A 25,412-nucleotide genomic window follows, 5' to 3' on the forward strand; every position below is an offset into this window, starting at 1 on the left:
TCCGCCCGGGGAGAGCCTAGCCGGAGCAGGCGTTCGACTCACCGCATGCCCGATGGGGCGGATTGTCGGATTCTCGGCAGCCGTGCGGCGGGAGGGAGCCGGCGCCCCGCCCGGCGGGGTGGGACCGCGGCCCGTACCGCGGCCCGTACTGCGGTCCGTACTGCGGTCCGTACTGCGGTCCCACCGTGGGGCCTGGCGGGTTCGCCGAGCGGCTCGATCACACCGTGACCGAGGACACGTACGAAACGCCCACACGAGCCGCGCCCAGGCGGCAATTTCCACGAATCGGAAGTCATCGGCGATCCGGGTGAACCAACTTGACCGGAATGAGCTCTCACTGACCGACCGACAGTTTCACGCGGTTCTTCCTGCCGGAACGACCTCAAGGCGTAGCCGATGCCCGTATCCCGCCGACGCTTCCTCCTCGCGACGGTGGTCCCGATGATGACCATCGGGGTCACTGGTGCGCTCGCCGTCGCCTCCGGCCAGCAGACCGCGGCCGACTCCGTCCCGGGACCCGCCTCCACGGCCGTCCTCCCCGTGAGCGCCACCGCCGGTGCGGTCGTCCAGATCGTCGCCCACCCGGACGACGACCTGTTCTTCATGAACCCGGACGTCAGCCGCTCCCTCGCGGCCGGCACCCCGCTCACCACCCTGTACCTCACCTCGGGCGAGGCCGACGGTCTGAACCAGGCCAAGGGCCCCGGGGTCAAGGACCCCGAGCAGCCCAGCGACCGCGGCCACTACGCGGAAGCCCGTCAGAACGGCATACGCTCCGCCTACGCGCAGATGGCCACCGGCGACCGCACCAGCCCGTGGCGCCGTACGTCGATACCCACCGCGGGCGGCGGCCACGCCGAGCTCGACGTCCTGCTGGCGAAGCCGCACATCAACCTGGTCTGGCTGCAGATGCGCGAGGCCCGCGCCGCCGTCTTCGACAGCCCGCAGAGCATGCGCGGCCTGTGGAACGGCCGGATACCGGCGCTCGTCCCGCAGCTCACCGCCGGCACTCCCGTCAGGCAGCCGTTCACGTACACCAAGGACCAGGTGATAGCGGCCATATCGGGGATCCTGGAGCGGTACAAGCCGACGACGATACGCATGCAGGACCCGACGCCGGGCCGGTTCGTCGGCTCCGGCAAGCTCACCGACCATCAGGACCACATGTACGGGGCACGGTTCGCGCAGGCCGGAGCCGCTTCGTACGCCGCGCGGGTCCCGGTCGGGCAGCGGCCGCGCTTCACGGTCCAGAGCTACCTGGGCTACCTCAACGGCACGCTGCCGCACTCGCTGGACCCGCAGACGGCCGCGACGAAGATCGGCTATCTGAAGACGTACGGCTGGCACGACAAGCAGAACTACTGCGGCTCGCCCTCCGGCTGCGGCGACCGCAAGGTGGCGGGCAACCCGAGCGGCGGCAACTGGGCCCAGTCGCTGCGGTACGCGCGCGGCGACCACTCCTCCTGGCTGGTGCAGGGCACGACCGGCCGGCTGTACGCCTTCGCCGTCCTCGACGGCCAGATGGCCGTCTGGAGCCGCGGCGCCGGCACCGGTCCCGGCGCCGCCTGGCAGGGCCCGGTACTGCTGCCGGGTACCGGCATCGACCCGGGCGCGACCACCACCCGCCTCCCCGACGGACGCGTCGCCGTCCTCGCCACCCGTACCGTCTTCGGCGACCGGCCCGCGGACTACCGGCGCGAGATGGTCTACGCCGCCCAGTCCGTGCCCGGCGGTCCGTTCGGGGCGTGGGTCTCGCTCGGCACCCCGGAGATCGGGGACGGGCCCGGCACCTCCTCGATCAGCGCGCCCTCGGCCGTCTCCGACCCGGACGGGCGGCTGACGGTGTACCTCCGCGACTCCAAGCGCACCCTGCTCGCCCGTACCCAGGAGCCCTCGGGGGTCTTCGGCGGCTGGCAGCACCTGGGGGGCGCCGACCTCCAGTCCGACCCGGTCGTGGCGACCGACTCCGCCGGGCGGCGCCACGTCTACGCCGCCACCACCCACTCGGTGGTGGCCTGGATCCAGCCCGCCCCGGGCGCCCCGCTGGCCGGCCCCTTCCCGACCGGGCTCCCGGCCACCACCGTCCCCCTCACCGCCGCTCCGGAAGGAGCGGGCGTCCGTCTCTACTTCCGGCGCCCCGATTCGGGGGTCGTGCGGACCGCCGTGGTCACGGCCGCGGCCGGCGCCGCGAAGCCGTCGGTGTCCAGCGTCACGGAGGCCGGCGGCCGGGCGGGCTACGGCGCGGTGGGCGTGGCGGGCCGCCTCATAGCGGGCCGCGCCGACTCGGGCACGGTGAGCACGACGGGCCTCGGCGGCCCGCCCGCGTGGACCGAGTCCGGGATGCTCTACGCGGGCGCCCCGGCGGGCATCCAGGAATCGGGCGGCGCCTTGACGACGGCGGTCCTGGGCCTGGACGCCGAACTCCACGTGGCCACCTCCCTCGCCACCCCCACCCGCATCACCTGGCACCGCGCGGTACCGCGGGCCTGAGGCGGAAGCCTGGTGACGCGCACGAAGCGGAGCAGCACCACACTCAGGACAACAGCCGCCCGCCTGACGTAGATTGAACCGCTCATGGCAAGGTCCGGACGGGATCCCGACATGCCGGAAGTGCATTCCGGGGGAAGGCGCGGGGACGGCATGGCCGCCGACCGAGAGGCCCGGCACGTAACAGCCGGCGGGGCGAACCAGGAGCGGTTGAGAACGCTGGTCGCCCTCCTCCTGCTCTCGCTCGCGGGAATCGCCTGGATCAGCGTGAGAAGTCTGCTGGGGAGCTACCGGGAGAACGGGCTCGGGCCCTCGGACGCTCCTGCCGCGGTGGCGTCGATCGTCAGCATCGGGACCGTGATCGGCGTCCTGGTCGGCGGCGTCCTCTCGGGTCTGTCCAAACTCGTTCAGGCCCGCGGCCAGCGGGATGCCGACCTGGTCCGCGCCAACGCGGAAATGGTGCGCGCCCAAGCGGACATGGTCCGCGCCAGGGCAGGACTGCCGGCCGTCGACGGCCCCCCGGCGAACGACCCGCCCGGCTCCCCTCCCGGCGAGGAACCGCCACCCGAGTAGCGGCCCGGTCAAGCCCGGGGGCCCGCGGTCGACGCCCCCCGGCGGCCCCCTGCGACCACCGGCCCGACACCGGGCGGACCCCCAGTGCGAAGATGACCCTCCGGTTGCCCACGCACGACCCCGTGCGGGGACGGATACGCCAAGGAGGGAGGGAGCACCCATGTCGGCCGACCCGCACACGCCGCTGCTCCGCCGTCCGGCGGCAGCCCCGCTCGCCTCGCTCGCGGCGCTGGGCGCGGGAGCCGCGTACCTCTGGGGCACCAATCCGCACGAGCCCGGCCACTGGCTTCCCCGCTGCCCTTTCAACTGGCTGACGGGCCTGCTCTGCCCGGCCTGCGGTGCCAGCCGGATGTGTTACGACATCCTGCACGGCGACTTCGCCGCGGCCTTCCACGACAACGCGGTGCTGTTCCTGCTGGGGCTGCCGCTCACCCTCTTCCTCTACGGCCGCTGGGTCTCCGAAGGCCTGCGCGGGCGGAAGTACCAACCGGCGATCGGAATCCGGGGTCAGGCGGCCATCGTTGGGGTGGCCCTGACCTGGGCGGTCGTCCGGAACGCAGGCAGTTGATCACGGGTTGATCACGTTGTGGGCGGCAGGACAACCATGGACGGCCGTCGCAGGTCAGTAGTTCCGCTACGACTCGCAGTCGCGGCACACGTCCCCACCGATATAGCAGTTCACCAGGAGCTTTTGCATGTCTCAGAACATCGCCCCCAACGGTCAGCCGTACTCCGACAAGTCCAAGCTGACGGCCGGGCTGCTGCAGATCTTCCTCGGCGGCTTCGGCATCGGCCGTTTCTACACCGGCCACACCGGCATGGCCATCGCCCAGCTGGTCACCTGCGGCGGCCTCGGCTTCTGGGCCCTGATCGACGGCATCCTGTTCCTGGTGAAGGATGACCGCACCGACAAGCAGGGCCGCGTGCTGCGCGGCTGACGTGCACCGTCACGTCGCACGGCCGGCCCCCTCATGACCGAGGGGGCCGGCCGTCGGCGTATGCGCCCCGGAGCTACAGCACCGGCATCATCTTGCGGAGCTCGAAGGCGGTGACCTCGCTGCGGTACTCCTCCCACTCCTGCTTCTTGTTGCGGAGGAAGAAGTCGAAGACGTGCTCGCCGAGGGTTTCGGCGACCAGTTCGCTGCGCTCCATCAGGGAGATGGCCTCGCCGAGGTTCTGCGGGAGGGGTTCGATGCCCATCGCGCGGCGTTCCGCGTCGGAGAGGGCCCAGACGTCGTCGTCGGCGCCGGCCGGGAGTTCGTAGCCCTCCTCGATGCCCTTGAGGCCCGCCGCCAGGAGGACGGCGTACGTGAGGTACGGGTTGGCGCCCGAGTCGATCGAGCGGACCTCCACGCGGGAGGAGCCCGTCTTGCCCGGCTTGTACATCGGGACGCGGATCAGGGCCGAACGGTTGTTGTGGCCCCAGCAGATGTACGAGGGGGCCTCGCCGCCGGAGCCGGCGGTGCGCGAGGAGCCGCCCCAGATGCGCTTGTAGGAGTTGACCCACTGGTTGGTCACGGCGGCGGTTTCCGCCGCGTGCTTGAGCAGGCCCGCGATGAAGGAGCGGCCGACCTTGGAGAGCTGGTACTCGGCACCCGACTCGTAGAAGGCGTTGCGGTCGCCCTCGAAGAGGGAGAGGTGGGTGTGCATGCCCGAACCGGGGTACTCCGAGAACGGCTTCGGCATGAAGGTGGCCTGGACGCCCTGTTCCAGGGCGACCTGCTTCATGACCAGGCGGAAGGTCATGATGTTGTCGGCCGTCGAGAGGGCGTCGGCGTAGCGCAGGTCGATCTCCTGCTGGCCGGGGGCGCCCTCGTGGTGGCTGAACTCGACCGAGATGCCCATGGATTCGAGCATCGTGATCGCCTGGCGGCGGAAGTCCATGCCGACGTTCTGCGGGGTGTGGTCGAAATAGCCCGAGTTGTCGGCCGGGGTGGGCCGGGTGCCGTCCAGCGGCTTGTCCTTCAGCAGGAAGAACTCGATCTCCGGGTGGGTGTAGAAGGTGAAGCCCAGGTCGGAGGTCTTGTTCAGGATGCGCTTGAGGACGTACCGCGGGTCCGCGTAGGAGGGCGAGCCGTCGGGCATGAGGATGTCGCAGAACATCCGCGCCGTTCCGGGGGCCTCCGCGCGCCACGGCAGTATCTGGAAGGTGCTGGGGTCCGGCTTGGCGATCATGTCGGATTCGTAGACCCGCGCGAACCCCTCGATCGCCGAGCCGTCGAATCCGATGCCCTCGTCAAAGGCCTGTTCCAGCTCCGCCGGCGCGACCGCTACGGACTTCAGGAAGCCCAGTACGTCGGTGAACCACAGGCGCACGAAGCGGATGTCGCGCTCCTCGAGCGTCCGGAGGACGAATTCCTGCTGCTTGTCCATGGCTTCATCCTCGCAGTTCAGGCGGCCTGTGCACCACTGCCGCGGGGGCACGGGCACAGTCGGGCCGGCCCAGTATCGCCAGCGGTGGTTTCCGCCAGATTACGCACCCCGGAAAGCCGGTGGCACCCCCGCACTGACCTTGGGCCGGTCATGAGCATTACCATCGGCGCCCATGGGGGGCCATGCGCAGGACGAGCGGGGACGTCGGAGACGTCCGCCGCTCCGGCATGCCGTCCTCCTGATGGCCTTCGGGGTGCTGGCCGGCGCGGCCTTCCTGTGCTGGCCGGCCGGAGCCGAGCACCCGGCCGCCGCGGGGACGGTGTCGCGGGCCGGGCACACCGCCCACGGGCCCGGCGCGCAGCACGTGGTCTGCGTGGCGCCGCACGACGGGCCCGGCTGCTCCCCGCTCTCGCACGTTCTCCCCGGACTGCTGCCCCCGGCGCCGCTCGCGGCCCTGGAGGCCGGCGGGACGCCCGTACCCGCCGTGGGCCCCGCGCCCGCGGCGTGGATCCGGCCCCCCTCGGCGCTCGCGCGCGGCCCCGACCTGTACGCCCTCCAAGTGCTGCGGACCTGACCGGTCCGGTTCGGCGGCGCTCAGGTAGCGCGTTCTCCACCCACCCCCCTCAGCAAAAAGGATTCAGGGCCATGGCCAGCAGGAAGTCCGAAACCAACAGCTCCCGCCAGGCGCGGATAGCCGAGATGCGCCGCGCCGACCGTTCGCGCGACCGGCGCAACAAGGCCATCGCGATCACCGCGTCGGCCGCCATCGTCACCGCGCTCATCGGGTTCGGCGCGTGGGTGATGATCGACCAGCAGAACAAGAAGGAAGCCGACGAGGCAGCCCTCAAGGCGCCCGTCGCCGGCGAGCAGACCTGGGACGCCAAGAAGCTCGGCCGCAATCACGTCGAGACCCCGGTGAAGTACGAAATGAACCCGCCGGTCGGCGGGGACCACAACCCCCGCTGGATGAACTGCGACGGCGACGTCTACAAGAACCCGATCCCCGAGATCAACGCCGTCCACTCGCTGGAGCACGGCGCCGTCTGGGTGACGTACAACGAGAAGGCCGCCCCGGCCGACGTGGAGAAGCTCGCCGCCACGGTGTCCAAGCGCCCGTACACGCTGATGAGCCCCGTCAAGGAGCAGTCCGGCGCGATCATGCTCAGCGCGTGGGGCAAGCAGCTGACCGTGGACAAGGCGGACGACGCCCGGGTGGCGGCGTTCCTCACCAAGTACGTGCAGGGCACGCAGACCCCCGAGCCGGGCGCGGCCTGCACGAACGGGCTGGCCGACAAGTGACCCGGACGTCCGGCCGCGGCTCCGCGGCCCGTACGTACTGGGCCGCGGGCTCGGCCGTGGGCCTGGCGCTGCTCTTCGCGGTGGGGGCCACGGTCGCCACCGCGGGGGGAGCCGATTCCGCACCCGCGTCCTCCCGTACGCCGGGGCTCTACTCCGCCGACGCGGGCTTCGCCCGGGACATGGCGGTGCACCACCAGCAGGCGGTGGAGATGTCCTTCATCGTGCGCGACCGCACGAAGGACGAGCCGGTGCGCACCCTCGCCTACGACATCGCCAACACCCAGGCCAACCAGCGCGGCATGCTGCTGGGCTGGCTGGACATGTGGGGCCTGCCGAAGGTGGTGGCCGACGAGCCGCCGATGTCCTGGATGGAGGCCGATGGCTCCGCGCACGGCATGGAGGGCCACTCCATGGGCGGAACCGTCACCAAGCCCGGCGCCCTGATGCCCGGCATGGCCACCAAGGAGGAGCTGGCGCAGCTCGGCTCCGCCGAGGGCCGGGACGCCGAGGTGCTTTACCTGCGGCTGATGACCGACCACCACAAGGGCGGCGTCGCGATGGCCCAGGGGTGCGCCACCCAGTGCGGGAACCCGACCGAGCGGGCGCTGGCCCAGGGCATGGTGGAGGCCCAGCAGGCGGAGCTCCAGCTGCTGGCCGACATGCTGAAGCAACGCGGAGCGGAGCCGCCGGCCACGGGGTGACCCACTGTCCGTGTGCGGCTCCGCCGCCTGGGGGCTCCGCCGCCTCAAACGCCGGCGGGGCTGGATTTGCCCGGCGTCAGCTGACGCGTGCGGGCATTTCCAGCCCCGCCGGCGTTTGAGGCGCGGGGTCTGGGGCGGAGCCCCGGGGAACGGGCGAAGGGCGGGTAGGGGACCCACACCGCAGGGTCCCGCAGGGGCCCCCGCACCGCCGAGCCCGCACCCTTGGGGTCACCCGTACGGCCCTGTATCGCCCGTCTGGGGTCGCGTGGTCCGAACGGGCGAATGAGGATGAGGACGCCGAGGCGGGCGCACCCGCGCCCGGCCGCTACGGCGTGCTCAGGAGGTTGACGCGATGACCACCGCCGGAGAGATCATGCACCCCGGGGCCCAGTGGATCCCCGCCACCGAAACCCTGGACCGGGCCGCTCAACTGATGAGCCGGCTCAATGTGGGCGCGCTGCCCATCAGTGATTCCAACGAACGCCTCTGCGGCATCCTGACCGACCGCGACATCGTCATCGGCTGTGTGGCCAAGGGGCACGACCCGTCGAAGATCACGGCCGGCGACATGGCCCAGGGCACCCCGCGCTGGATCGACGCGGGCGCGGACGTCTCCGAGGTGCTGGAGGAGATGCAGAGCCACCAGATCCGCCGGCTTCCCGTCATCGACAACAAGCGGCTGGTCGGGATGATCAGCGAGGCCGACCTGGCCAAGCACCTGTCGGAGGAGCAGATAGCCGGCTGGGCGGAGAAGGTCTACGCCCGGAGCTAGACCGCCCCCGGAGTCGACGGAGCCGACGGAGCCTCCGGTCGCGCCGTGTACAGGACCGCCCGCGCCACATGGTGCGGGCGGTCCAGCATGACCAGGTGTCCGGCCGGCTCCGCCACCTCGAACCGGGCGCCCAGCGCATCGGCCAGCGCCGCCTGGCGGCCCAGCCAGGCCAGGTCCGGGCGGCGCGCGCCGGGGTCGTGGCCGGCCAGGACGGTGGCGGGCACGGTCAGCGGCAGCTCCGCGCGCAGCGCCAGCACCTCGGCGGCCGTGTCGGGGTAGCGGGAGTTCTCCAGCAGGGCTCCGCGCCAGACCCGGCCGGTCCGGTAGCAGCGGCGTACGAGGTCCGGGTCGGCCGGGTCCCCTCCGCCCGCGCGGGATGCCGGGTCCCCTCCGCCCGCGCGGGATGCCCGTACGGCGATCCGCCGGGCCAGGGGGCCCAGCGCGGCCGGCAGCCCGGCGGCGGTCACGGCCCTGCCGAGCACCCGGGCGGCGCCGGTGCGCAGCCCGGCGGGCAGGACCGTACGGGGCCGCTCCTCCACGCTGCCGTCGACCAGCACCAGAGCGGCGGTGCGCTCGGGGTACAGCCGGGCGAAGGCCTCGGCGTGGAACCCGGCGATGGAGTGCCCGGCCACGGTGACGCGCTCGGCGCCCAGACCCAGCGCGTCGAGCAGCCCGGCGATCCGGTGTGCCTCCCCGGCCGCGCACGGCGGGCGTACGGCGGGGGCGCTCAGCCCGTGGCCGGGACGGTCGAAGCGGACGACGGTACGGCCGGCGGCGACGAGCAGCTCCGCCACGGGGTCCCAGTCGAACCAGGCCATGGCGAGCCCGGCGCTGAGGACGACCGGAGGGCCGGAGCCCTCCACGAGGACGTGCAGCGGCACCCCGTCAGCGACACGGCCGGCGGGGCCTGCGGGGCCTGCGGAGGGGCGTACGAACCTCCCGGGGGCCGCCCCGGCCCCGGGCCCGCTCACGCTCACGTACGGCGTTCCCGGTGGACGGAGTACGCGAGCAGGCCCAGCCAGACCGCCACGAACAGCACCTGGAGCCGCTGCCCGGCGCCGAGCGCCCAGGTGCCGTGCCCGGCGGTGAACAGGGCGATGGAGACCAGGGTCCAGCCGGTGGCGAGCAGTTCGAGGAGGACGAGCACGGGCCCGAACCGCGCGAGCGGGGCGAGGCGGCCGTAGCGGCGGGCCGCGAGCGTGAGGGCCACGATCCCGACGAGCGCTCCCGTCATGGCCAGACTGCTGCTGACGGCGTGCGCCTGATGGGTGGCGGGAACCAGCCCGGCGGTCTCCCGCGCCGCGCATTCGGGGTCCACGGTCGGCGTGCAGCTCAGCGGCAGCCAGGCGTCCGCGGCGGTGGAGGCGCCGAAGAGGGTGATCCCGGACCAGCCGGCGACGGACCACAGGCGGCGGGGTTCGATGCGTCTGACGAGGCGGACCAAGGCCAGGAGTCCGCCGAAGAAGACGAGGAGGCCGGCGGTGAAGTCGGTCGCCCGGAACAGGCCGCCGAGGGGCTGGTCCTGGGCCGCGAGCTCGCTGACGTACGTCTCGACGGGGTTGAGGCCCGTGGAGAGCACGACCTCGAGGACCCACGCGGTGTAGGCGGCGGCGCCGAGCCCGACGAGGAGGGCCACGGAGCGGACCCCGGCCGTGGCGGCGGGACCCGTCGCGGTGGAGGGGCTGTTCACGGACTTCCAGGATCTCCGGGACTCGACGGGCTTCACGTGCTTGAGGGGGTCCCGCGGGTTCCCGGCACCCAGCGGCGGGTGCGGCGGGAGCGACGAACGCGGCGGGTCTTTTGTGGACATAATGCGACTAATCCTAAACGTGGCCGGGCCCGGTCCTCCGATCGGATACCCACCCCGGGTAGGGTTCCGCCCATGACCCGCCCAGCCTCGCGCACGCAACGACCAGCAGTCCGGTGGCCCCGGCTGCTGCTGTTCGCCGCGCTGCTGCTGGGCATCGTGGGCATGCACACGCTGGGCCATCCGACTCCGGCCCACGCCATGGAGGACGTGCCGTCGGTCCGTTTCGTTCCCCGGGGCGGCCATACGCCGTCCGGGGCGGCACACGGCGGCCGACCGGTCGACGCGCCGGACACGGCACCCCGGTCGGACCTGGCGGCCCCGTCGAACCCGGCGGCCGCTGCCGCCACCACGACCGCCACCACCACCGCTACGGGCACCACGACCGCGGTCACCACGGCCGCGGCCGCGGCCGCCATCGTCGAAGCCCCGGGCCCGCAGCACACCGGCATGGACCCCATGTCCGTGTGCCTCGCCGTGCTCGGCGCCCTCACCCTGCTGATCATCGGAGCCGGACTGGCCGGCCCGCGCCGTGCCGCGCCGCTCGGGGGCGCGGCACGCGCGCCGGGCCGGTCCGGCGGTCCGGACCCGCCACCACCCCGCGAACTCCTCACCCTGCTGACGGTGCTGCGCGTATAGGCCGGGCTCCGTCGTCGCCCCCGCATGCCTGCGGGGCGGCGGCAGACGGTGCCCACCTGCCTGCCTCACACCATCACGAGGTGTTCCACCATGCGCTCTTCCGTTTCTCCCTCTCCCGTTTCTCCCTCTCCCGCTTCCCCCGCCTCCGCTTCCCCCGTCTCACCGCCCTCGCCCTCCTCGCCGTCCCGCCGCGCCGTCCTCGGTGCCGGCGCCGCCCTCGCCGGGTCCGGGCTGCTCGCCGCCTGCTCGGGCTCCGGCATGGCCGGCATGGACCACGGCGCCGGCTCCACGGGCAAGGGGGCCGCCTCCCCCGCCCCCGACGGCTACGTGGACCCGGCCGGCGCCGAGGTGCAGGCCGCCGAGGCCGCCCGCAAGGCCACCGGCCCGCTCACCGAGGTCCGGCTGACGGCCACCGCCACCCCGCTCGACCTCGGCGCCGGCCGCTCCGTCCGCTCGTGGGCGTACGGGGACGAGCTCCCGGGCAAGGAGGTACGGGTCACCGCGGGCGGCACCCTCGCCCTGACCCTGGCCAACAACCTCCCCGAGGCCACCTCCCTGCACTGGCACGGCCTGGCGCTGCGCAACGACATGGACGGGGTACCGGGGCTGACCCAGCGGGACATCGCCCCGGGCGGCTCGTTCACGTACAAGTTCGCCGTCCCGCACCCCGGGACGTACTGGTTCCACCCGCACTCCGGGGTCCAGCAGGACCGCGGCCTGTACGCGCCGCTGATCGTCGAGGACCCGAAGGAGCCCCTCTCCTACGACAAGGAGTGGGTGGTCGTACTCGACGACTGGCTCGACGGGGTGGACGGCTCCACCCCCGACGCCGTGCTCGCCGAACTCCGCAAGGGCATGGACATGAGCTCGAGCGGCGGCGGCCATGCGGGCCACGGCTCCGGCTCCGGCTCCGGCTCCGACGCCATGGGCACTCCCGCGCCCGCAGCGAGCGGCGGCCCGTCCCGGGTCCTCATGGGCGGAGTCAGCGAGGTCCTCGGCAAGGACCCGGGCGATGTCGCGTACCCGCACTACCTGGTCAACGGCCGCACCCCCGAGGACCCTTCGGTCTTCACCGCCCGCCCCGGGGACCGGATCCGGCTCCGGATCATCAACGCGGGCGGGGACACCGCCTTCCGGATCGCCCTGGGCGGCCACGAGTTCACGGTCACCCACACCGACGGCTTCCCCGTCCGGCACGCCACCGCCCGCTCGCTGCTGCTGGGCATGGGCGAGCGCTACGACGTCCTGGTGACGGCGGGCGACGGGGTGTTCCCGCTGACCGCGCTCGCCGAGGGCAAGGGGGACTCGGCGTCCGCGCTCGCGGTGCTGCGCACCGGGGCAGGGGCGGCGCCCACCACCTCGACCCGGCCCGCCGAGCTGACCGGGCGGCCGCTGACGGCGGACACGCTGAAGGCGGCGGAGCCGGTGGCGCTGGCCGCGCGCGAACCCGACCGCACGGTGCGGATCAAGCTGACCGGCGGGATGGCGAAGTACGACTGGGCCTTCGACGGCAAGCCGTACGCCCCGGACCGGCGGCACCCGGTGAAGGCCGGGGAACGGGTCCGGCTGGAGTTCGAGAACTCCACGACGATGTGGCACCCGCTCCACCTGCACGGGCACACCTTCGCCCTCGGCGCCGGGCCGGGCGGGGCCCGCAAGGACACGGCGGTGGTCCTTCCGAACGGCAAGCTGACGGTGGACTTCGACGCCGACAATCCCGGTCTGTGGATGGTGCATTGCCACAACGTCTTCCACGCGGAGGCCGGGATGATGACCGTGCTCGGCTACCTGCGCTAGCCGGCTCCCGCCCCCGACGGGGCCGGCGACGCGCCTTCCCCCGCGCGCCGCCGGCCCGGCCGCGGGCGGCCGCGCGGGCCCGGGGGGCCCGAATTGCCCGGCGGGGAGGCCGAATTCCATGACAGGCTGTGATCGTCACGCGCCGACTGCGACTCGAAGGACTTCCCGCCGGTATGAGCACCCCGCCGAACCCGCCCAGCACCCCGTCCGGCCCGCCGACGGAGCCCGCGGGCACCCCCATACCCGAGGCGGCTCCCATACCGGCGCCCGCGCAGCCCCTGTCCCTCGAGAAGCCCCCGGCCCCCGCACCCTCCCGGCCCCTGCCCCCGGCCCCGGCCCTGACCGAGACCCCGGCGCAGCCCGCGGACGAGACACCGGCCGGCCCGGGAGCAGGCGCACCCGCAGCGATCCCCGCGCAGCCCACGGACGCGGTGCCGGCACCGGCACCGGCACCAGCAGCCACCCAGGCCGAGCCCATGGACGCGGCCCCGGCGGAGCCCGCGGACACCGTCCCCACCGAGCCCGCCGACGCAGCCCCGGCGCAGCCCGCAGACGCGGTACCGGCCGGCGTCGGAGCAGATGCCCCCGCTGCGGTCCCGGAGGCCGCCCCCGGGCCGCAGCCCGGCGCCCCGACCCCCGCCGCCCCCGGTGCCTTCGCTCCTGTCACCCCCGCCCCGGTGGCCGCCGCCGCTCCTGCGGCGCCCGCCTGGGGAGCCCCGTACGGCGCCCCCGGCGCCCCCGGCGCCCCCGCGCCCGGCAACCCCTGGGCCACGCCCCCCGGCGGCTATGCCGGCGGTTACCCCGGCGGACCGCAGGGGCCCGGCTTCCCGCCGCCTCCGGCCGCCTCGAACGGCCTGGCCCTCGCCGCCCTGCTCCTCGGCCTGTTCGGCATCTTCGTCGGCCTCGTCCCCTTCTTCTTCTGGGCCGGCGCCCTCCTCGCCCTCACCGGCACCGGCATCGGCATCGCGGCCGTCCTGAAGGCCCGCCGCGGCGCCCCCCGCGCCACGCTGGCCGCGGTCGGCACCGCCCTCGGCATCCTCGGCCTGGGTGCTTCCGTGGGTGGCTGGTTCATCACCGTGAGCGTCATCGAGAGGATCGACAAGGAGGTCGCCGACAACCGCTCGCGTGACGACTACGACTACGACTACGACGACTACGACGACGACTACGACTCCGACGGCTCCGCCACCCCCGGCGCCCCGGCGAGTCCGGCTCCCAAGCCCTCGCCCTCCGACATCCCGGGCAAGACCTCGGCCCTGGCCTGGGGCGCGCCCTACGCCTACGAGGACGGCGTCCAGGTCACCGTGAAGCGCGCGGTCGCGTACAAGCCGTCCTCGACGGCCTACCCGCCCGAGGCCCGCAACGGCAACGCGGTCAAGGTGACGGTGAAGATCGTCAACAACTCGGGGGCCGCGCTCGACGTCAGCCTGGCCCTGCCGCACGCCCGCGACGACCAGGGCACCGAGGCCGAGATGGCCTTCGACGGCTCCGTGCCGAAGATGTTCAAGGGCTCGGTCATGGCCGGCGAATCGATGACCGGCACCTTCGCCTTCGTCGTACCCGAAGGCACCAAGAGCCTGCACTTCGAGATCTCGCCGGGCACCGAGTACGACGACGCGATCTGGAGCGGCCCGATCGGCTGAGCCGGCGGCTCCGGCGGCCGCCACCGCCCCTCCGGACACGGCGACTGCGGCAACTCCCAGGACATCGCGTCAGAAAGACGATTAGACTGGGCCGCGTGCCTCAACTACGCCTCGCTCTGAATCAGATCGACTCGCAGGTCGGCAACATCGCCGCCAACGCCGACTCGGTCGTCCACTGGACCCGGCACTCCGCCGAACAGGGCGCCCACCTGGTGGCGTTTCCGGAAATGGTGCTGACCGGGTACCCCGTCGAGGACCTCGCCCTGCGCGGCTCCTTCGTCGAAGCGTCCCGCCGGGCGCTGCAGGACCTCGCGCGGCGCCTGGCGGACGAGGGCTTCGGGGAGCTCCCGGTCGTCGTCGGCTACCTCGACCGTACGGAGAAGGCCGCGCCCCGGCTCGGCCGCCCGGCGGGCTCCCCGGAGAACGCGGCCGCCGTGCTGTACGGCGGGCAGGTCGTCCTGCGCTTCGGCAAGCACCACCTCCCCAACTACGGAGTCTTCGACGAGTTCCGGTACTTCGTGCCGGGCGACACCCAGCCGGTGATCCGGGTGCGGGGCGTGGACGTGGCCCTGGCCATCTGCGAGGACCTCTGGCAGGAGGGCGGGCGCGTCCCCGCCACCCGCTCCGCCGGGGCCGGGCTGCTGATCTCGATCAACGCCTCCCCGTACGAGCGCAACAAGGACGACCTCCGCCTGGAGCTGGTGCAGAAGCGCGCCCAGGAGGCCGGCTGCACCCTCGCCTACCTGGCGATGATCGGCGGTCAGGACGAGCTCGTCTTCGACGGGGACTCGATCGTCGTCGACTCCGCGGGCGAGGTCATCGCCCGCGCCCCGCAGTTCTCCGAGGGCTGCGTCCTGGTCGACCTGGACCTGCCGGCCGCCTCGGCCACCCCCGTCGAGGGCACCGTCGACGACGGTCTGCGCATCGACCGCGTGATCCTCACCGAGGAGCCCGTGGAACCGTACGAGCCGGTCGTGACGGGCGGCTACGCCGACCGGCTGGAGGACGACGAGGAGATCTACGACGCGCTGGTCGTGGGCCTGCGCGCGTACGTCCGGAAGAACGGCTTCCGGTCGGTCCTGATCGGCCTCTCCGGCGGCATCGACTCCGCGCTCGTCGCCGCCGTGGCCTGCGACGCGATCGGCGCGCAGAACGTGTACGGCGTCTCGATGCCCTCCAAGTACTCCTCGGAGCACTCCCGGGGCGACGCGGCCGAGCTGGCGACACGGACCGGCCTGAACTTCCGGACCGTGTCGATCGAGCCGATGTTCGACGCGTACATGGGTGCGCTGGGCCTGACCGGGCTCGCCGAGGAGAACCTCCAGTCCCGGCTGCGCGGCACCCTGCTGATGGCGCTCTCCAACCAGGAGGGCCACATCGTGCTGGCCCCGGGCAACAAGTCGGAGCTGGCCGTCGGTTACTCCACCCTGTACGGGGACTCCGTGGGCGCCTACGGCCCGATCAAGGACGTCTACAAGACGGACGTCTTCCGCCTCGCCGAGTACCGCAACCGTGCGGCGGCCGAGCGCGGCGAGACCCCGCCGATCCCGGAGAACTCCATCGTCAAGCCGCCGAGCGCCGAGCTGCGCCCGGGGCAGGTGGACACGGACTCGCTGCCGGACTACCCCGTCCTGGACGGGATCCTCGCGCTGTACGTGGACCGCGACCAGGGCCTGGAGGCGATCGTCGCGGCGGGCTACGACCCCGAGCTGGTCGCGAAGACCCTGCGGATGGTGGACACCGCCGAGTACAAGCGCCGGCAGTACCCGCCGGGCACCAAGATCTCCGCGAAGGGCTTCGGCAAGGACCGCCGGCTGCCCATCACGAACGGCTGGCGCGAGCAGGCGTAGCGGGCTCCGACACGAGCAGGCGTAGCGGGCTCCGACGCGAGCAGGCGTAGCGGGCTCTGCCACGAGCAGGCGGAGCGGGCTCCGAGCCGGGCAGGCGGAGCGGGCTCCGGCCCGCTACGGCTTCACGGTGACGCGGGCGGCGATCGGCAGGTGGTCGCTGCCCGTGCGGGGCAGGGTCCAGGAGGCCTCGGGGGTGACCCCGCGGACCAGGATCTGGTCGATGCGGGCCATCGGGAACGGCGCGGGCCAGCTGAAACCGAAGCCGTCGCCGGACGCGCCCTGGGTGGAACGCAGCTGCGAAGTGACCTCGGACAGGGCCCGGTCGTTGACGGTTCCGTTGAGGTCGCCGAGCAGGATGACCCGGTGCAGCGGTTCGGCGGCGAGCGCGGCGCCGAGGGCGTCGGCGCTGTTGTCGCGCTGGTTGGCGGTGAAGCCGGCGTTGAGCTTGACGCGGACCGAAGGGAGGTGCGCCACGAAGGCGGCCACCTCGCCGTAGGGGGTCTTGACGGTGGCGCGCATGGCCCGGGTCCAGCCCATCTTGATGTCGACGGGCTTGCTGGAGACCAGCGGGTACTTGCTCCAGAGCCCGACGGTGCCTTCGACGGAGTGGTACTTGTACGTACCCGCGAGGGCCTTCTCGTAGACGGGGACGACGCTGCCCTTGAGCTCGGTCAGGGCCAGCACGTCGGCCCCGGCCTTGGCGACCGAGTCGGCGGTGCCGGCGGGGTCCGCGTTGTCGGCGTCGACGTTGTGGGTGGCGACCGTGAGGTTGCCGCCGTCGTGCGCCTTGTCGGTGACCAGGCCGCCGAAGAGGTTCACCCAGACCGCGGCGGTCAGCAGTATCGCGATCAGCGCGGTCGCGGACTTGCGGAAGAGCGCGGCGGCGAACAGCAGCGGGACGGCCAGGCCCAGCCAGGGCAGGAAGGTCTCGGTGAGGCTGCCGAGGTTGCCGATGTCGTTGGGCAGCTCGGCGTGGAAGATCATGACGAGCGAGATCAGCACGGCCAGCGCGGCGAGTACGATCCCGCGGCGCCAGATGCCCGGATCCCGCCGAAGTTCGGCCAGCCGGCGCCGGAGACCCGTTCGGGAGGGCTCGGGCTCCGAGCCGTTGCTCCCCGTCTCCGTCATGTACGCCTGTGCCATGCCACTGCCCTCACTGCCGTGCTCGCGCTCCGTCCCCGCCTCTTGACCCTAGGCGATGCACGGAGCGTTCCGCGCCGATTGTCTCGGCCGTACGTCCGGGAGGACGAACGTCCCAGCGGTCGGGGTTCCGCTTGTCACCAAACGCGCACATTGACCCGTGGCGCGGCCGGCGTGACGAACCGGACCTCGTGCCACTTCCCGCCGCGGCCCGGAGAGTGCCACCATGGTGGTGAGTCCGGGGACGCCGTAAGGGCGCCTCGAGATGAAGACCAAGGAGCAGTTGCAATGACGCATGCCGTTTCGCCTGCCCGCGAAGCCTCCTCCCCCACCCTGTACGGAGGCTCGGGCACCCGGCGCATCACCGTCCGCGACCTCACCCTCGCCAAGGAACGCGGCGAGAAGTGGCCCATGCTCACCGCCTACGACTCCATGACGGCGTCCGTGTTCGACGAGGCCGGCATCCCGGTCATGCTCGTCGGGGACTCGATGGGCAACTGTCACCTCGGCTACGAGACCACCGTCCCGGTGACGATGGACGAGATGACCATGCTGTCGGCGGCCGTCGTACGCGGCACCAGCCGGGCCCTGATCATCGGCGACCTGCCCTTCGGTTCCTACCAGGAGGGCCCCGTACAGGCGCTGCGCAGCGCCACCCGGCTCGTCAAGGAGGCCGGGGTCGGAGCGGTGAAGCTGGAGGGCGGCGAGCGTTCGCTGCGCCAGACCGAGCTGATCGTGCAGTCGGGCATCCCGGTCATGTCCCACCTGGGCCTGACCCCGCAGTCCGTGAACGCGATGGGCTACCGGGTACAGGGCCGCGGCGACGAGGCCGCGCACCAGCTGCTGCGCGACGCGAAGGCGGCGCAGGACGCGGGCGCCTTCGGCGTGGTCCTGGAGCTGGTCCCGGCCGAGCTGGCCGCGGAGGTCACCCGGTCCCTGCACATTCCGACGGTCGGCATCGGCGCGGGCGCGGAGTGCGACGCGCAGGTGCTGGTGTGGACGGACATGATGGGGCTGACCGGCGGGAAGATGCCGAAGTTCGTCAAGCAGTACGCGAACCTCCGCGCGACCATGGGCGACGCGGCGAAGGCCTTCGCCGAGGACGTGGTCGGCGGAACGTTCCCGCAGCCGGAGCACGCCTTCCACTAGCCGGATAGCCGGCCGACGGCCCGCCCGCGGATCCCACCGATGTTCCGTCGGTGCTCTACGGACGGGCCGTCGGTGCTCTGCGGACGGGCCGTCGGTGCTTGTCGGTGGCCGTCGGTGCTTGTCGGTGGCCTGTCGGTGGTTTGTCAGTGCCGTCTGGTCCCATGGTGGACATGACGCGAAACGACAAGAATCCCCTGAACGGCTCGCACGCCGTAGAGGTCCGGGGGCTGGTCAAGCACTACGGCGAGACCAAAGCCCTCGATGGTGTGGACCTCGATGTCCGCGAGGGAACCGTCCTCGGGGTCCTCGGCCCCAACGGAGCGGGCAAGACCACCCTGGTCCGCATCCTCTCCACCCTGATCACCCCCGACGCCGGCACCGCCCGGGTCGCCGGCTTCGACGTGGTCCGCCAGCCGCGGCAGCTGCGCCGGACCATAGGCCTGACCGGCCAGTACGCCTCGGTCGACGAGAAGCTCTCCGGCTGGGAGAACCTCTACATGATCGGCCGGCTGCTGGACCTGTCCCGCAAGAACTCCCGGAGCCGCGCCGACGAGCTGCTGGAGCGGTTCTCCCTCACGGACGCCGCCAAGAAGGCCGTGATGACCTACTCCGGCGGCATGCGGCGCCGGCTCGACCTGGCCGCCTCGATGATCGGCAGCCCGGCCGTGCTGTACCTGGACGAGCCGACCACCGGCCTGGACCCCCGTACCCGCAACGAGGTCTGGGACGAGGTGCAGCGGATGGTCGCCGAGGGGGCCACGGTCCTGCTCACCACCCAGTACATGGAGGAGGCCGAGCAGCTCGCCAACGAGCTGACGGTCATCGACAAGGGCAAGGTCATCGCCAACGGCAAGGTCGACGAGCTGAAGGCACGCGTCGGCGGCCGGACCCTGCGGATCCGCCCCACCGACCCGGCCGACCTGCCGGGCATGGCCCGCTCCCTGGCGGAGGCCGGTCTGGACGGGGTGGCCGGTTCCCAGGCCGTCCCGGACGAGGGCGCGCTGCTGGTGCCGATCCTGGCCGATGAGCAGCTGACCGCCGTCGTGGGCCTGCTGGCGGCCCGCGGGTACGGCATATCCGACATCAGCACCTACCTGCCCAGCCTGGACGAGGTGTTCCTGTCCATCACCGGGCAGAAGCCCACCGTCTCGGACTCCATCCCCAACCAGCAGACCGAGGAGGTCGCGGCATGAGCACCGTAACCACGACGAAGCCCAGCCCCACCGCGGCCGCCCCGGCCGGCGGGCCCGTCCCGGCGGACGAGGGCCGGATCGGTCTGCGGGGCAACCTGCGTCACATCGGCGCCCTGGCCCGGCGCAACGTCCTGCAGATCAAGCAGGACCCCGAGTCGATGTTCGACGTCCTGTTCATGCCGATCATCTTCACGCTGCTGTTCGTCTTCGTCTTCGGCGGCGCGATCTCCGGCAAGGGCAACCAGGGCGAGTACGTCAACTACGTGGTCCCGGGCCTGATGGCGATGATGGGCATGAACATCGCCATGGGTGTGGGCACCGGGGTCAACGACGACTTCAAGAAGGGCGTGATGGACCGCTTCCGGTCCATGCCGATCGCCCGTTCCTCCGTGCTCATCGCCAAGATCGTGGTCGAGCTCGGCCGGATGATGGTGGCCATCGCGATCCTGCTCGGCATGGGCTTCCTGCTCGGCCTGTCGATCAAGTCCTCGGTGCTCGACCTGTTCCTCGCCATCGGGCTGTCGGCGGTCTTCGGCGCCTCGCTGATGTGGATCTTCATCCTGCTGGGTCTCACCATGAAGACCCCCCAGGCCGTCCAGGGCGTGGCGATGCTGGTCCTGATGCCGCTGCAGTTCGGCAGCTCGATCTTCGCCCCGCCGACGACGATGCCCGGCTGGCTGCAGAGCTTCACCGACGTCAACCCGCTGTCCAACCTGGCCGACGCGGCCCGCTCCCTGATCAACGGAACCCCGCTCGGCAACTCCGTGTGGATCACGCTCGCCTGGTCGGTCGGCATCACGCTGGTGACCATGCCGCTCGCCGTGCGGAAGTTCCGCCAGAAGACCTGATCGGCGGACCGGTCCGGTCCGGATCGCGTCCCGGTCGGACCCCGCACGGGTCAGGTCAGACGAGGGCGGTGGCCTCCTCCAGGGTGAGGCCGCCGCCTTCGGCGTACGCCGCCTCGTACGCGGCGTCGCCGAGCACCGCCCGGGCCAGGCGCTCCGCCTGCTCCAGGTCCGCGCGCTCGGTGGTGACCGGGAAGTGGGCGGGCGGCAGCAGCGCGTGGTAGGCGCCGATGAGCCGCGCGGCGTCGTACTCCCGGGCCCGGCCGCCGAGTTGGGCGAGGGAGCGGGCGCCGGTGATCAGGTACGCGGCCGGGAGGTGGGGGGCGAGCATCATGGAGAGCGGGTCCCGGACGGCTTCGATCGCCTGGCGGAGCCGGGCGATGGCGTCCTCGTACCGGCCCTCCTCGTTGTCGATCCAGGCCAGCAGGCCGAGCAGGAAGCCGTCGAACATGGCGAACGCGCCGACGGCGAACTCCTCGCGCAGGGCCTGGAGCCGGTCGCGGGCCTCGGCGAGGCGGCCGGTGCGGCCGTAGATGCAGGCGAGGAACATCTGGGCGGCGGGCACGGCCTCGTTGCCGAACTGGTGGATGGCGCCGGCGAGCAGGCCGGTGAGGATCTCCTCGGCCTCCTCCAGGTGGCCGTCCTCGGCGAGGGTCCCGGCCATCCGCACCTGCAACACCGTGACCTGGGCCTTGGCACCGAGCCGCCGGGCGTACTCGATCGCGGCGCGGTAGTCCTGGGCGGCCAGGGCGTACTCCCCGCGCTTCTCCCGGGCCTCGGCGCGGGCGGAGAGGGCTTCGGCGCAGCCCCAGTCGTCGCCGAGGGACGCGTAGAGGGCGAGGCTCTCCTCGGCGTCGCGCGACGCGCTGCCGGCCCCGTCGGCGCGGTTGGCGAGGACGTTGGCCCGGAGCTGGAGGGCGGAGGCCAGCTCCCAGCGGTAGCCGAGCGCGCGGGCCGTCTCGACGGTCTCCTCGGTGGCGCGGTGGAGCAGTTCGGCGTCCCCGGAGATCATGACGGCGTAGATCCACAGGAAGGAAGGGGCCCGGCAGGTCTGTGGCAGCCCCGGGCGGTAGGCGGCGACCACGCCCTCGGCCTGGGCGCGGACCTCGGGGGTGGACCAGGTGGAGCTGATCTGGTCGCGGGCGACCAGACACATCAGCTGGATGCCGCGCCAGGCCTCGGTGAGCAGTTCGCCCTCGTAGGGCGGGGGCGTGTCGACGATCTGCTCGTAGACGGGTGGGGCGGGGACGACGGGCGCGGCGAAGGGGTCCGGGCCGAGGGCTGCGGCGGCACCCGCCCAGTGGCGGGTCTCGGCGCGCAGATCGTGCATGTGCCAGTACCAGCCGAGGGAGTGCACGAGGCAGAGCACCTCGCCCACGTCCTTGGCGGCGACGGCGCGGCGCAGGGCGGTGCGCAGGTTCTCGTACTCGGTGGCCAGCCGGTCGGCGGCTGCGCGCTGGCCGTGGCCGCGCAGCAGCGGCTCGGTGGCGCGGGCGAGTTCCCGGTAGTGGGTGAGGTGGCGGCCCTCGGTCTGCGCCCGGTCCTCGCCGGCCTCGGCGAGGCGGTCGGCCGCGTACTCGGCGACGGTCTCCAGGAGGCGGTAGCGCATCCCGGCGGGGCCGTCGGGGGCGGCGACGACGAGGGACTTGTCCACAAGGGATCCGAGCAGGTCGGCGACGTCGGAGCCATCGAGGTATCCCCCGTCCGCGCAGACGGCTTCGGCGGCGTCGAGGTCGCAGCCGCCGGCGAAGACGGACAGCCGGCGCAGCACGGCCCGTTCGGGCTCGTCGAGCAGGTCCCAGGACCAGTCGACCACCGCGCGCAGGGTCTGCTGGCGGGGCAGGTGGGTGCGCGAGCCGCCGGTCAGCAGCCTGAAACGGTCGTCCAGCCGGTCGGCGATCTGGCGGGGGGTGAGCAGCCGCAGCCGGGCGGCGGCCAGCTCGATGGCGAGCGGCATCCCGTCGAGGCGGCGGCAGATCTCGACGGCGGCGGCCGGGTCGTCGTCGACGCTGAACCCCGCCCGGGCGGCGGCCCCGCGGTCGTCGAGCAGCCGCAGCGCGACGGGGTCGGGCAGCGGGTCCACCGGGCGCAGGGTCTCCCCCGGCACGCCGAGGGGTTCGCGGCTGGTGGCCAGGATCTGCACGCCGGGGCAGCGCGCGAGCACTTCCTCGGCGAGGCGGGCGGCGGCGTCGACGACGTGCTCGCAGTTGTCGAGGATGACCAGCATCCGGCGCCGCGCGCAATGCTCCGCGAGGCGGTCGAGGGGCCGGTCCCCGCGCTCGGTCCGCACCCGCATCTCCTCGGCGGCGGGGCCTCGCAGCTTGGTCTCCCGGGCCCCCAGCGCGACGAGCACGGCCTCGGCGACGTCCTCCGGATCGTCCACGGGAGCCAACTCCACGAACCACACGCCGTCGGCCCAGGCGGGGGCGGGGCCGGGGCCGGGCGCGCCGCCGGTGGCGGCGCGGTCGGCCGATGGGTGCTCCGGGGTGGCGGGGCGTGCGTCCGGTGTGCCGCGGCCGGCGCGGGCGTGCGCTTCGGCGGCCTCCTGCGACAGCCGGGTCTTGCCGGCGCCGCCGGGTCCGAGCAGGGTGACCAGCCGCGACCGGGCGAGGTCGTCCCCGATGACCCGGATGTCCTCCTCCCGCCCGACGAAGGTGGTCAGCCGCATCCGCAGGTTGCCCGCGCCCTGCCCGGGCGGTACGTGACCGGGCCCGGCGGCGAGTACGGCTCCGGCTCCGGCTCCGTAAGGGTCCCCGCTGCCCGGCCCACCCGGACCGGACGGACCCGGCCCGTCGGCGGGGCCGGAGCCCGCTCCGCCGGGTCCGGTCGCGTGGCCGGAGCCCGGTACGTCAGGTCCGGCCGTGGAGCCGGAGTCCGCCCGGTCGGGCCCGGACGGGACCGCGGCGGTGGTCCCGGACGGCACTGAGGTGGCGGTGGTCGCGGACGGCGCCGAGGAGGACCGGTGCGGCTCGGCCGGGGTGCCGGGCCGGCCGTCACGGCCGGGGCCCGGCCCGGGCCCGCCGGGTCCGGCCGGGGCGGCGGAGGAGCCCTGTGTGGTCCCGGCGGGCACGCCGGACCCGGACCGGGCCTGGTGCGCCCGGCCTCGCGAGGCCTCGGCGGAGTGGCCGGCCCCCAGGTCGGGAGCGGATCCGCCCTGCTCCGTCCGGGTGGGCCGATCGGTCCGGTCGGTCCCGGCAGTCGGCTCCGGGGGAAGCGGCCCGGGTCCGGCCGGCGGGACGGAACGCCCGGGTGCCGCCGTCGGGTCGGTCAGCAGGGCCCTGTGGAGGGCGCGGAGGGCGGGGCCCGGAGTGGTGCCCAGGCGGGTGGCCAGGTCGCGGCGGACCTCCTCGTAAGCGGCCAGCGCCTCCGCCGGTCGGCCCGCGTCGCGCAGCGCGCGGATGCGCAGGGCCTGCAGGGACTCGTCCAGCGGCAGCCCCGCGCACAGCGCGGTCAGCTCCGGCAGGACCCGCTCGGCCTCCCCCAGCGCCAGCGCCGCGTGCAGGCGGCCCCGGCGCGCGTCCAGCCGTAGCGCCTCCCAGCGGGCGGCCTCCGGCCCGGAACCCGGCAGGGAGCCCAGCGGCTCGCCCCGCCACAGGGCGAGGGCCTCGTCGTACAGGGCGGCCGCCTCCGCCGGGGAGGCCTGCGCCGCCGCCCGCGCGAGCCGCTCGAAGCGGTACAGGTCGATGTCGTCCCGGGCGGCGACGAGCCAGTAGCCGCCTTCCCCGGACCCCACCGCCTCGCGCCCCAGGGCCCTCCGCAGCCGTCCCACCAGCGCCTGGAGCGCCGCGGGGCCGTCCGCGGGCGGGTCGCCGTCCCACACCTCTTCGATGAGCGAGGCCACCGGCACCGCCCGCCCCGGCCGCAGCGCGAGCGCCGTCAGGAGCGCGCGCAGCCGCGCTCCGCCGACGGGTACGGTGCTCCCGTCGTCGCGGATGGCCTGGGTGGTGCCGAGCATCGCGTAACGCACCGGCCCATTGTCTCCGGCCCCGGGCCCCCTCGGGCGCCGCCTCCGGGATAGGTTCGCCGTATGGGTCCCCAGGGCAGTCAGAACCGCAGTCATCACCACACTCACGACCGCGGCGACCGGAAGATCAGTCCCGTGTTCCTCGGCATCTTCGCCGTCATGGCGGTGACGGGGTGGGCCGTGTGGACGGGGTACTCGACCAGCGCCGGGCTGGCCGTGTTCCTCTTCGTCACGGCGGCCTGGATCGTGTCCCTGTGCCTGCACGAGTACGCGCACGCCCGCACCGCCCTGCACAGCGGTGACCTCAGCGTCGGCGCGAAGGGCTACCTGACGCTGAACCCCCTCAAGTACACGCACGCGCTGCTCAGCATCATCCTCCCCGTCCTCTTCGTGATCATGGGTGGCCTGGGTCTCCCCGGCGGCGCGGTGTACATCGAGCGCGACCGCATCGAGGGCCGCTGGCGGCACAGCCTCATCTCGGCGGCCGGCCCGCTGACGAACGTGGCCTTCGCGGCGGTCTGCACGGCTCCGTTCTGGCTGAACGCCCTGGACGGGGTCCCGATGGTGTTCCGCTTCGCGCTCGGTTTCCTGGCCCTGCTCCAGGTCTCGGCGGCGATCCTGAACTTCCTGCCGGTCCCGGGCCTGGACGGCTACGGCATCATCGAGCCCTGGCTGTCCCACCGGATCCGCCGCGAGGTGGCGCCACTGGCGCCGTTCGGCCTGCTGGCCGTCTTCGCGCTGCTGTGGATCCCGGAGGTCAACGCGTACTTCTTCGACGCGGTGTACGCGGTCCTGTCGGCGCTGGGCGTGAGCGAGCTGGAGGCGTACTGCGGCCGCGACCTCTACCAGTTCTGGCAGGACACCAGCGGCTTCTGCCAGGCACCCTAGGGGGCGTCGCCGACCCGAGGCCGGCCCCGGCTCAGCCCGCGGCGCGGGCCGCTGCGGCGGCCTTCTCGATCTTCGCCTTGCGCACGTAGAACCACGCCATGTTCGAGGTGATGCCCGCCATCAGCACCCACGCGATCCCGAGCAGGCTGCCCTCGACGAAGGAGACCACGGCGGCGGCAGTGGCGAGGACGCAGAGAACGACGGCGAACACGGCAAGGCGGGGCATGGTGGAGGCTCCTCGAAGACACTGAAGCGGTTCAAGCCCCTCCAGTGTCCCCCATGCCCCGGCGTG

General features: G+C 73.1%; 22 protein-coding genes. 16 read left to right on the forward strand and 6 right to left on the reverse strand.

Features of this window, described 5'->3' with window-relative positions:
- Window positions 1-396: 396 nt before the first annotated feature.
- The 4 genes from OG247_RS13335 to OG247_RS13350 all read left to right on the forward strand — a co-directional run bounded on the left by OG247_RS13335 (window position 397) and on the right by OG247_RS13350 (window position 3,998).
- Complete coding sequence (locus tag OG247_RS13335) at window positions 397-2,490, forward strand: PIG-L family deacetylase (RefSeq protein ID WP_327252448.1); 2,094 nt, start codon at window positions 397-399, stop codon at window positions 2,488-2,490.
- A gap of 150 nt (window positions 2,491-2,640) precedes the next feature.
- Window positions 2,641-3,060 (forward strand): hypothetical protein, encoded by a 420-nt coding sequence (locus OG247_RS13340; protein WP_327252449.1) that lies wholly within the window; start codon window positions 2,641-2,643, stop codon window positions 3,058-3,060.
- Window positions 3,061-3,220: 160 nt separating this feature from the next.
- Window positions 3,221-3,628, forward strand: coding sequence for a DUF2752 domain-containing protein (locus tag OG247_RS13345; protein ID WP_327252450.1), 408 nt, complete (start codon window positions 3,221-3,223; stop codon window positions 3,626-3,628).
- Between the two features lie 127 nt (window positions 3,629-3,755).
- Entirely contained in the window at window positions 3,756-3,998 is a 243-nt protein-coding gene (locus tag OG247_RS13350; RefSeq protein WP_327252451.1) for a TM2 domain-containing protein, read from the forward strand.
- A gap of 73 nt (window positions 3,999-4,071) precedes the next feature.
- Here OG247_RS13350 and glnA read toward each other — a convergent pair whose 3' ends face one another.
- Window positions 4,072-5,433 (reverse strand): type I glutamate--ammonia ligase, encoded by a 1,362-nt coding sequence (gene glnA / locus OG247_RS13355; RefSeq protein WP_214952336.1) that lies wholly within the window; start codon window positions 5,431-5,433, stop codon window positions 4,072-4,074.
- Window positions 5,434-5,605: 172 nt separating this feature from the next.
- Between glnA and OG247_RS13360 the strand changes: the two genes are divergently transcribed.
- The 4 genes from OG247_RS13360 (at window position 5,606) to OG247_RS13375 (ending at window position 8,205) form a co-directional block, all read left to right on the forward strand.
- Complete coding sequence (locus tag OG247_RS13360; RefSeq protein ID WP_327252452.1) at window positions 5,606-6,007, forward strand: hypothetical protein; 402 nt, start codon at window positions 5,606-5,608, stop codon at window positions 6,005-6,007.
- 71 nt (window positions 6,008-6,078) lie between these two features.
- Window positions 6,079-6,732 carry a DUF3105 domain-containing protein gene (locus tag OG247_RS13365; RefSeq protein WP_327252453.1) on the forward strand — a complete coding sequence of 218 codons (654 nt, stop codon included), beginning with the start codon at window positions 6,079-6,081 and terminating at the stop codon, window positions 6,730-6,732.
- Between the two features lie 68 nt (window positions 6,733-6,800).
- The gene (locus OG247_RS13370; protein ID WP_327257456.1) at window positions 6,801-7,433 is read left to right on the forward strand and encodes a DUF305 domain-containing protein; all 633 of its coding nucleotides are present in this window, start codon (window positions 6,801-6,803) and stop codon (window positions 7,431-7,433) included.
- 352 nt (window positions 7,434-7,785) lie between these two features.
- On the forward strand, window positions 7,786-8,205 hold the full coding sequence (locus tag OG247_RS13375) for a CBS domain-containing protein (protein WP_327252454.1): 420 nt from the start codon (window positions 7,786-7,788) through the stop codon (window positions 8,203-8,205).
- On the opposite strand, the gene OG247_RS13380 is transcribed toward OG247_RS13375, so the two are convergent.
- Window positions 8,202-9,086, reverse strand: coding sequence for an alpha/beta fold hydrolase (locus OG247_RS13380; protein ID WP_327252455.1), 885 nt, complete (start codon window positions 9,084-9,086; stop codon window positions 8,202-8,204). The two genes, OG247_RS13375 and OG247_RS13380, sit on opposite strands and share 4 nt — an antisense overlap.
- A 92-nt stretch (window positions 9,087-9,178) precedes the next feature.
- On the reverse strand, window positions 9,179-9,895 hold the full coding sequence (locus OG247_RS13385) for a DUF998 domain-containing protein (protein WP_327252456.1): 717 nt from the start codon (window positions 9,893-9,895) through the stop codon (window positions 9,179-9,181).
- Window positions 9,896-10,087: 192 nt separating this feature from the next.
- Between OG247_RS13385 and OG247_RS13390 the strand changes: the two genes are divergently transcribed.
- The 4 genes from OG247_RS13390 (at window position 10,088) to OG247_RS13405 (ending at window position 15,941) form a co-directional block, all read left to right on the forward strand.
- Window positions 10,088-10,651 (forward strand): hypothetical protein, encoded by a 564-nt coding sequence (locus OG247_RS13390; protein ID WP_327252457.1) that lies wholly within the window; start codon window positions 10,088-10,090, stop codon window positions 10,649-10,651.
- 90 nt (window positions 10,652-10,741) lie between these two features.
- On the forward strand, window positions 10,742-12,448 hold the full coding sequence (locus OG247_RS13395) for a multicopper oxidase family protein (protein WP_327252458.1): 1,707 nt from the start codon (window positions 10,742-10,744) through the stop codon (window positions 12,446-12,448).
- A gap of 173 nt (window positions 12,449-12,621) precedes the next feature.
- Complete coding sequence (locus OG247_RS13400) at window positions 12,622-14,091, forward strand: DUF4352 domain-containing protein (RefSeq protein ID WP_327252459.1); 1,470 nt, start codon at window positions 12,622-12,624, stop codon at window positions 14,089-14,091.
- 95 nt (window positions 14,092-14,186) lie between these two features.
- Entirely contained in the window at window positions 14,187-15,941 is a 1,755-nt protein-coding gene (locus OG247_RS13405; RefSeq protein ID WP_327252460.1) for an NAD+ synthase, read from the forward strand.
- 114 nt (window positions 15,942-16,055) lie between these two features.
- Here the strand turns inward: OG247_RS13405 and OG247_RS13410 are convergent, their stop codons facing one another.
- Entirely contained in the window at window positions 16,056-17,084 is a 1,029-nt protein-coding gene (locus OG247_RS13410; RefSeq protein ID WP_327252461.1) for an endonuclease/exonuclease/phosphatase family protein, read from the reverse strand.
- Window positions 17,085-17,369: 285 nt separating this feature from the next.
- Between OG247_RS13410 and panB the strand changes: the two genes are divergently transcribed.
- The 3 genes from panB (at window position 17,370) to OG247_RS13425 (ending at window position 20,271) form a co-directional block, all read left to right on the forward strand.
- Window positions 17,370-18,230 carry a 3-methyl-2-oxobutanoate hydroxymethyltransferase gene (gene panB, locus OG247_RS13415; protein ID WP_327252462.1) on the forward strand — a complete coding sequence of 287 codons (861 nt, stop codon included), beginning with the start codon at window positions 17,370-17,372 and terminating at the stop codon, window positions 18,228-18,230.
- 161 nt (window positions 18,231-18,391) lie between these two features.
- Window positions 18,392-19,423 (forward strand): ATP-binding cassette domain-containing protein, encoded by a 1,032-nt coding sequence (locus tag OG247_RS13420; RefSeq protein ID WP_327252463.1) that lies wholly within the window; start codon window positions 18,392-18,394, stop codon window positions 19,421-19,423.
- Complete coding sequence (locus OG247_RS13425) at window positions 19,420-20,271, forward strand: ABC transporter permease (RefSeq protein WP_327252464.1); 852 nt, start codon at window positions 19,420-19,422, stop codon at window positions 20,269-20,271. Before OG247_RS13420 ends, OG247_RS13425 begins: the two co-directional genes overlap by 4 nt.
- A 55-nt stretch (window positions 20,272-20,326) precedes the next feature.
- On the opposite strand, the gene OG247_RS13430 is transcribed toward OG247_RS13425, so the two are convergent.
- Entirely contained in the window at window positions 20,327-24,223 is a 3,897-nt protein-coding gene (locus OG247_RS13430) for an AfsR/SARP family transcriptional regulator (RefSeq protein WP_327257457.1), read from the reverse strand.
- Window positions 24,224-24,295: 72 nt separating this feature from the next.
- Between OG247_RS13430 and OG247_RS13435 the strand changes: the two genes are divergently transcribed.
- Window positions 24,296-25,120, forward strand: coding sequence for a site-2 protease family protein (locus OG247_RS13435; RefSeq protein WP_327252465.1), 825 nt, complete (start codon window positions 24,296-24,298; stop codon window positions 25,118-25,120).
- 31 nt (window positions 25,121-25,151) lie between these two features.
- Here the strand turns inward: OG247_RS13435 and OG247_RS13440 are convergent, their stop codons facing one another.
- Window positions 25,152-25,346: a hypothetical protein gene (locus OG247_RS13440; protein WP_327252466.1), complete on the reverse strand. Its 195-nt coding sequence runs from the start codon at window positions 25,344-25,346 to the stop codon at window positions 25,152-25,154.
- Between the last annotated feature and the right edge of the window lie 66 nt (window positions 25,347-25,412).

The organism is Streptomyces sp. NBC_01244 (genome assembly GCF_035987325.1).
Classification (GTDB): Bacteria; Actinomycetota; Actinomycetes; order Streptomycetales; family Streptomycetaceae; genus Streptomyces.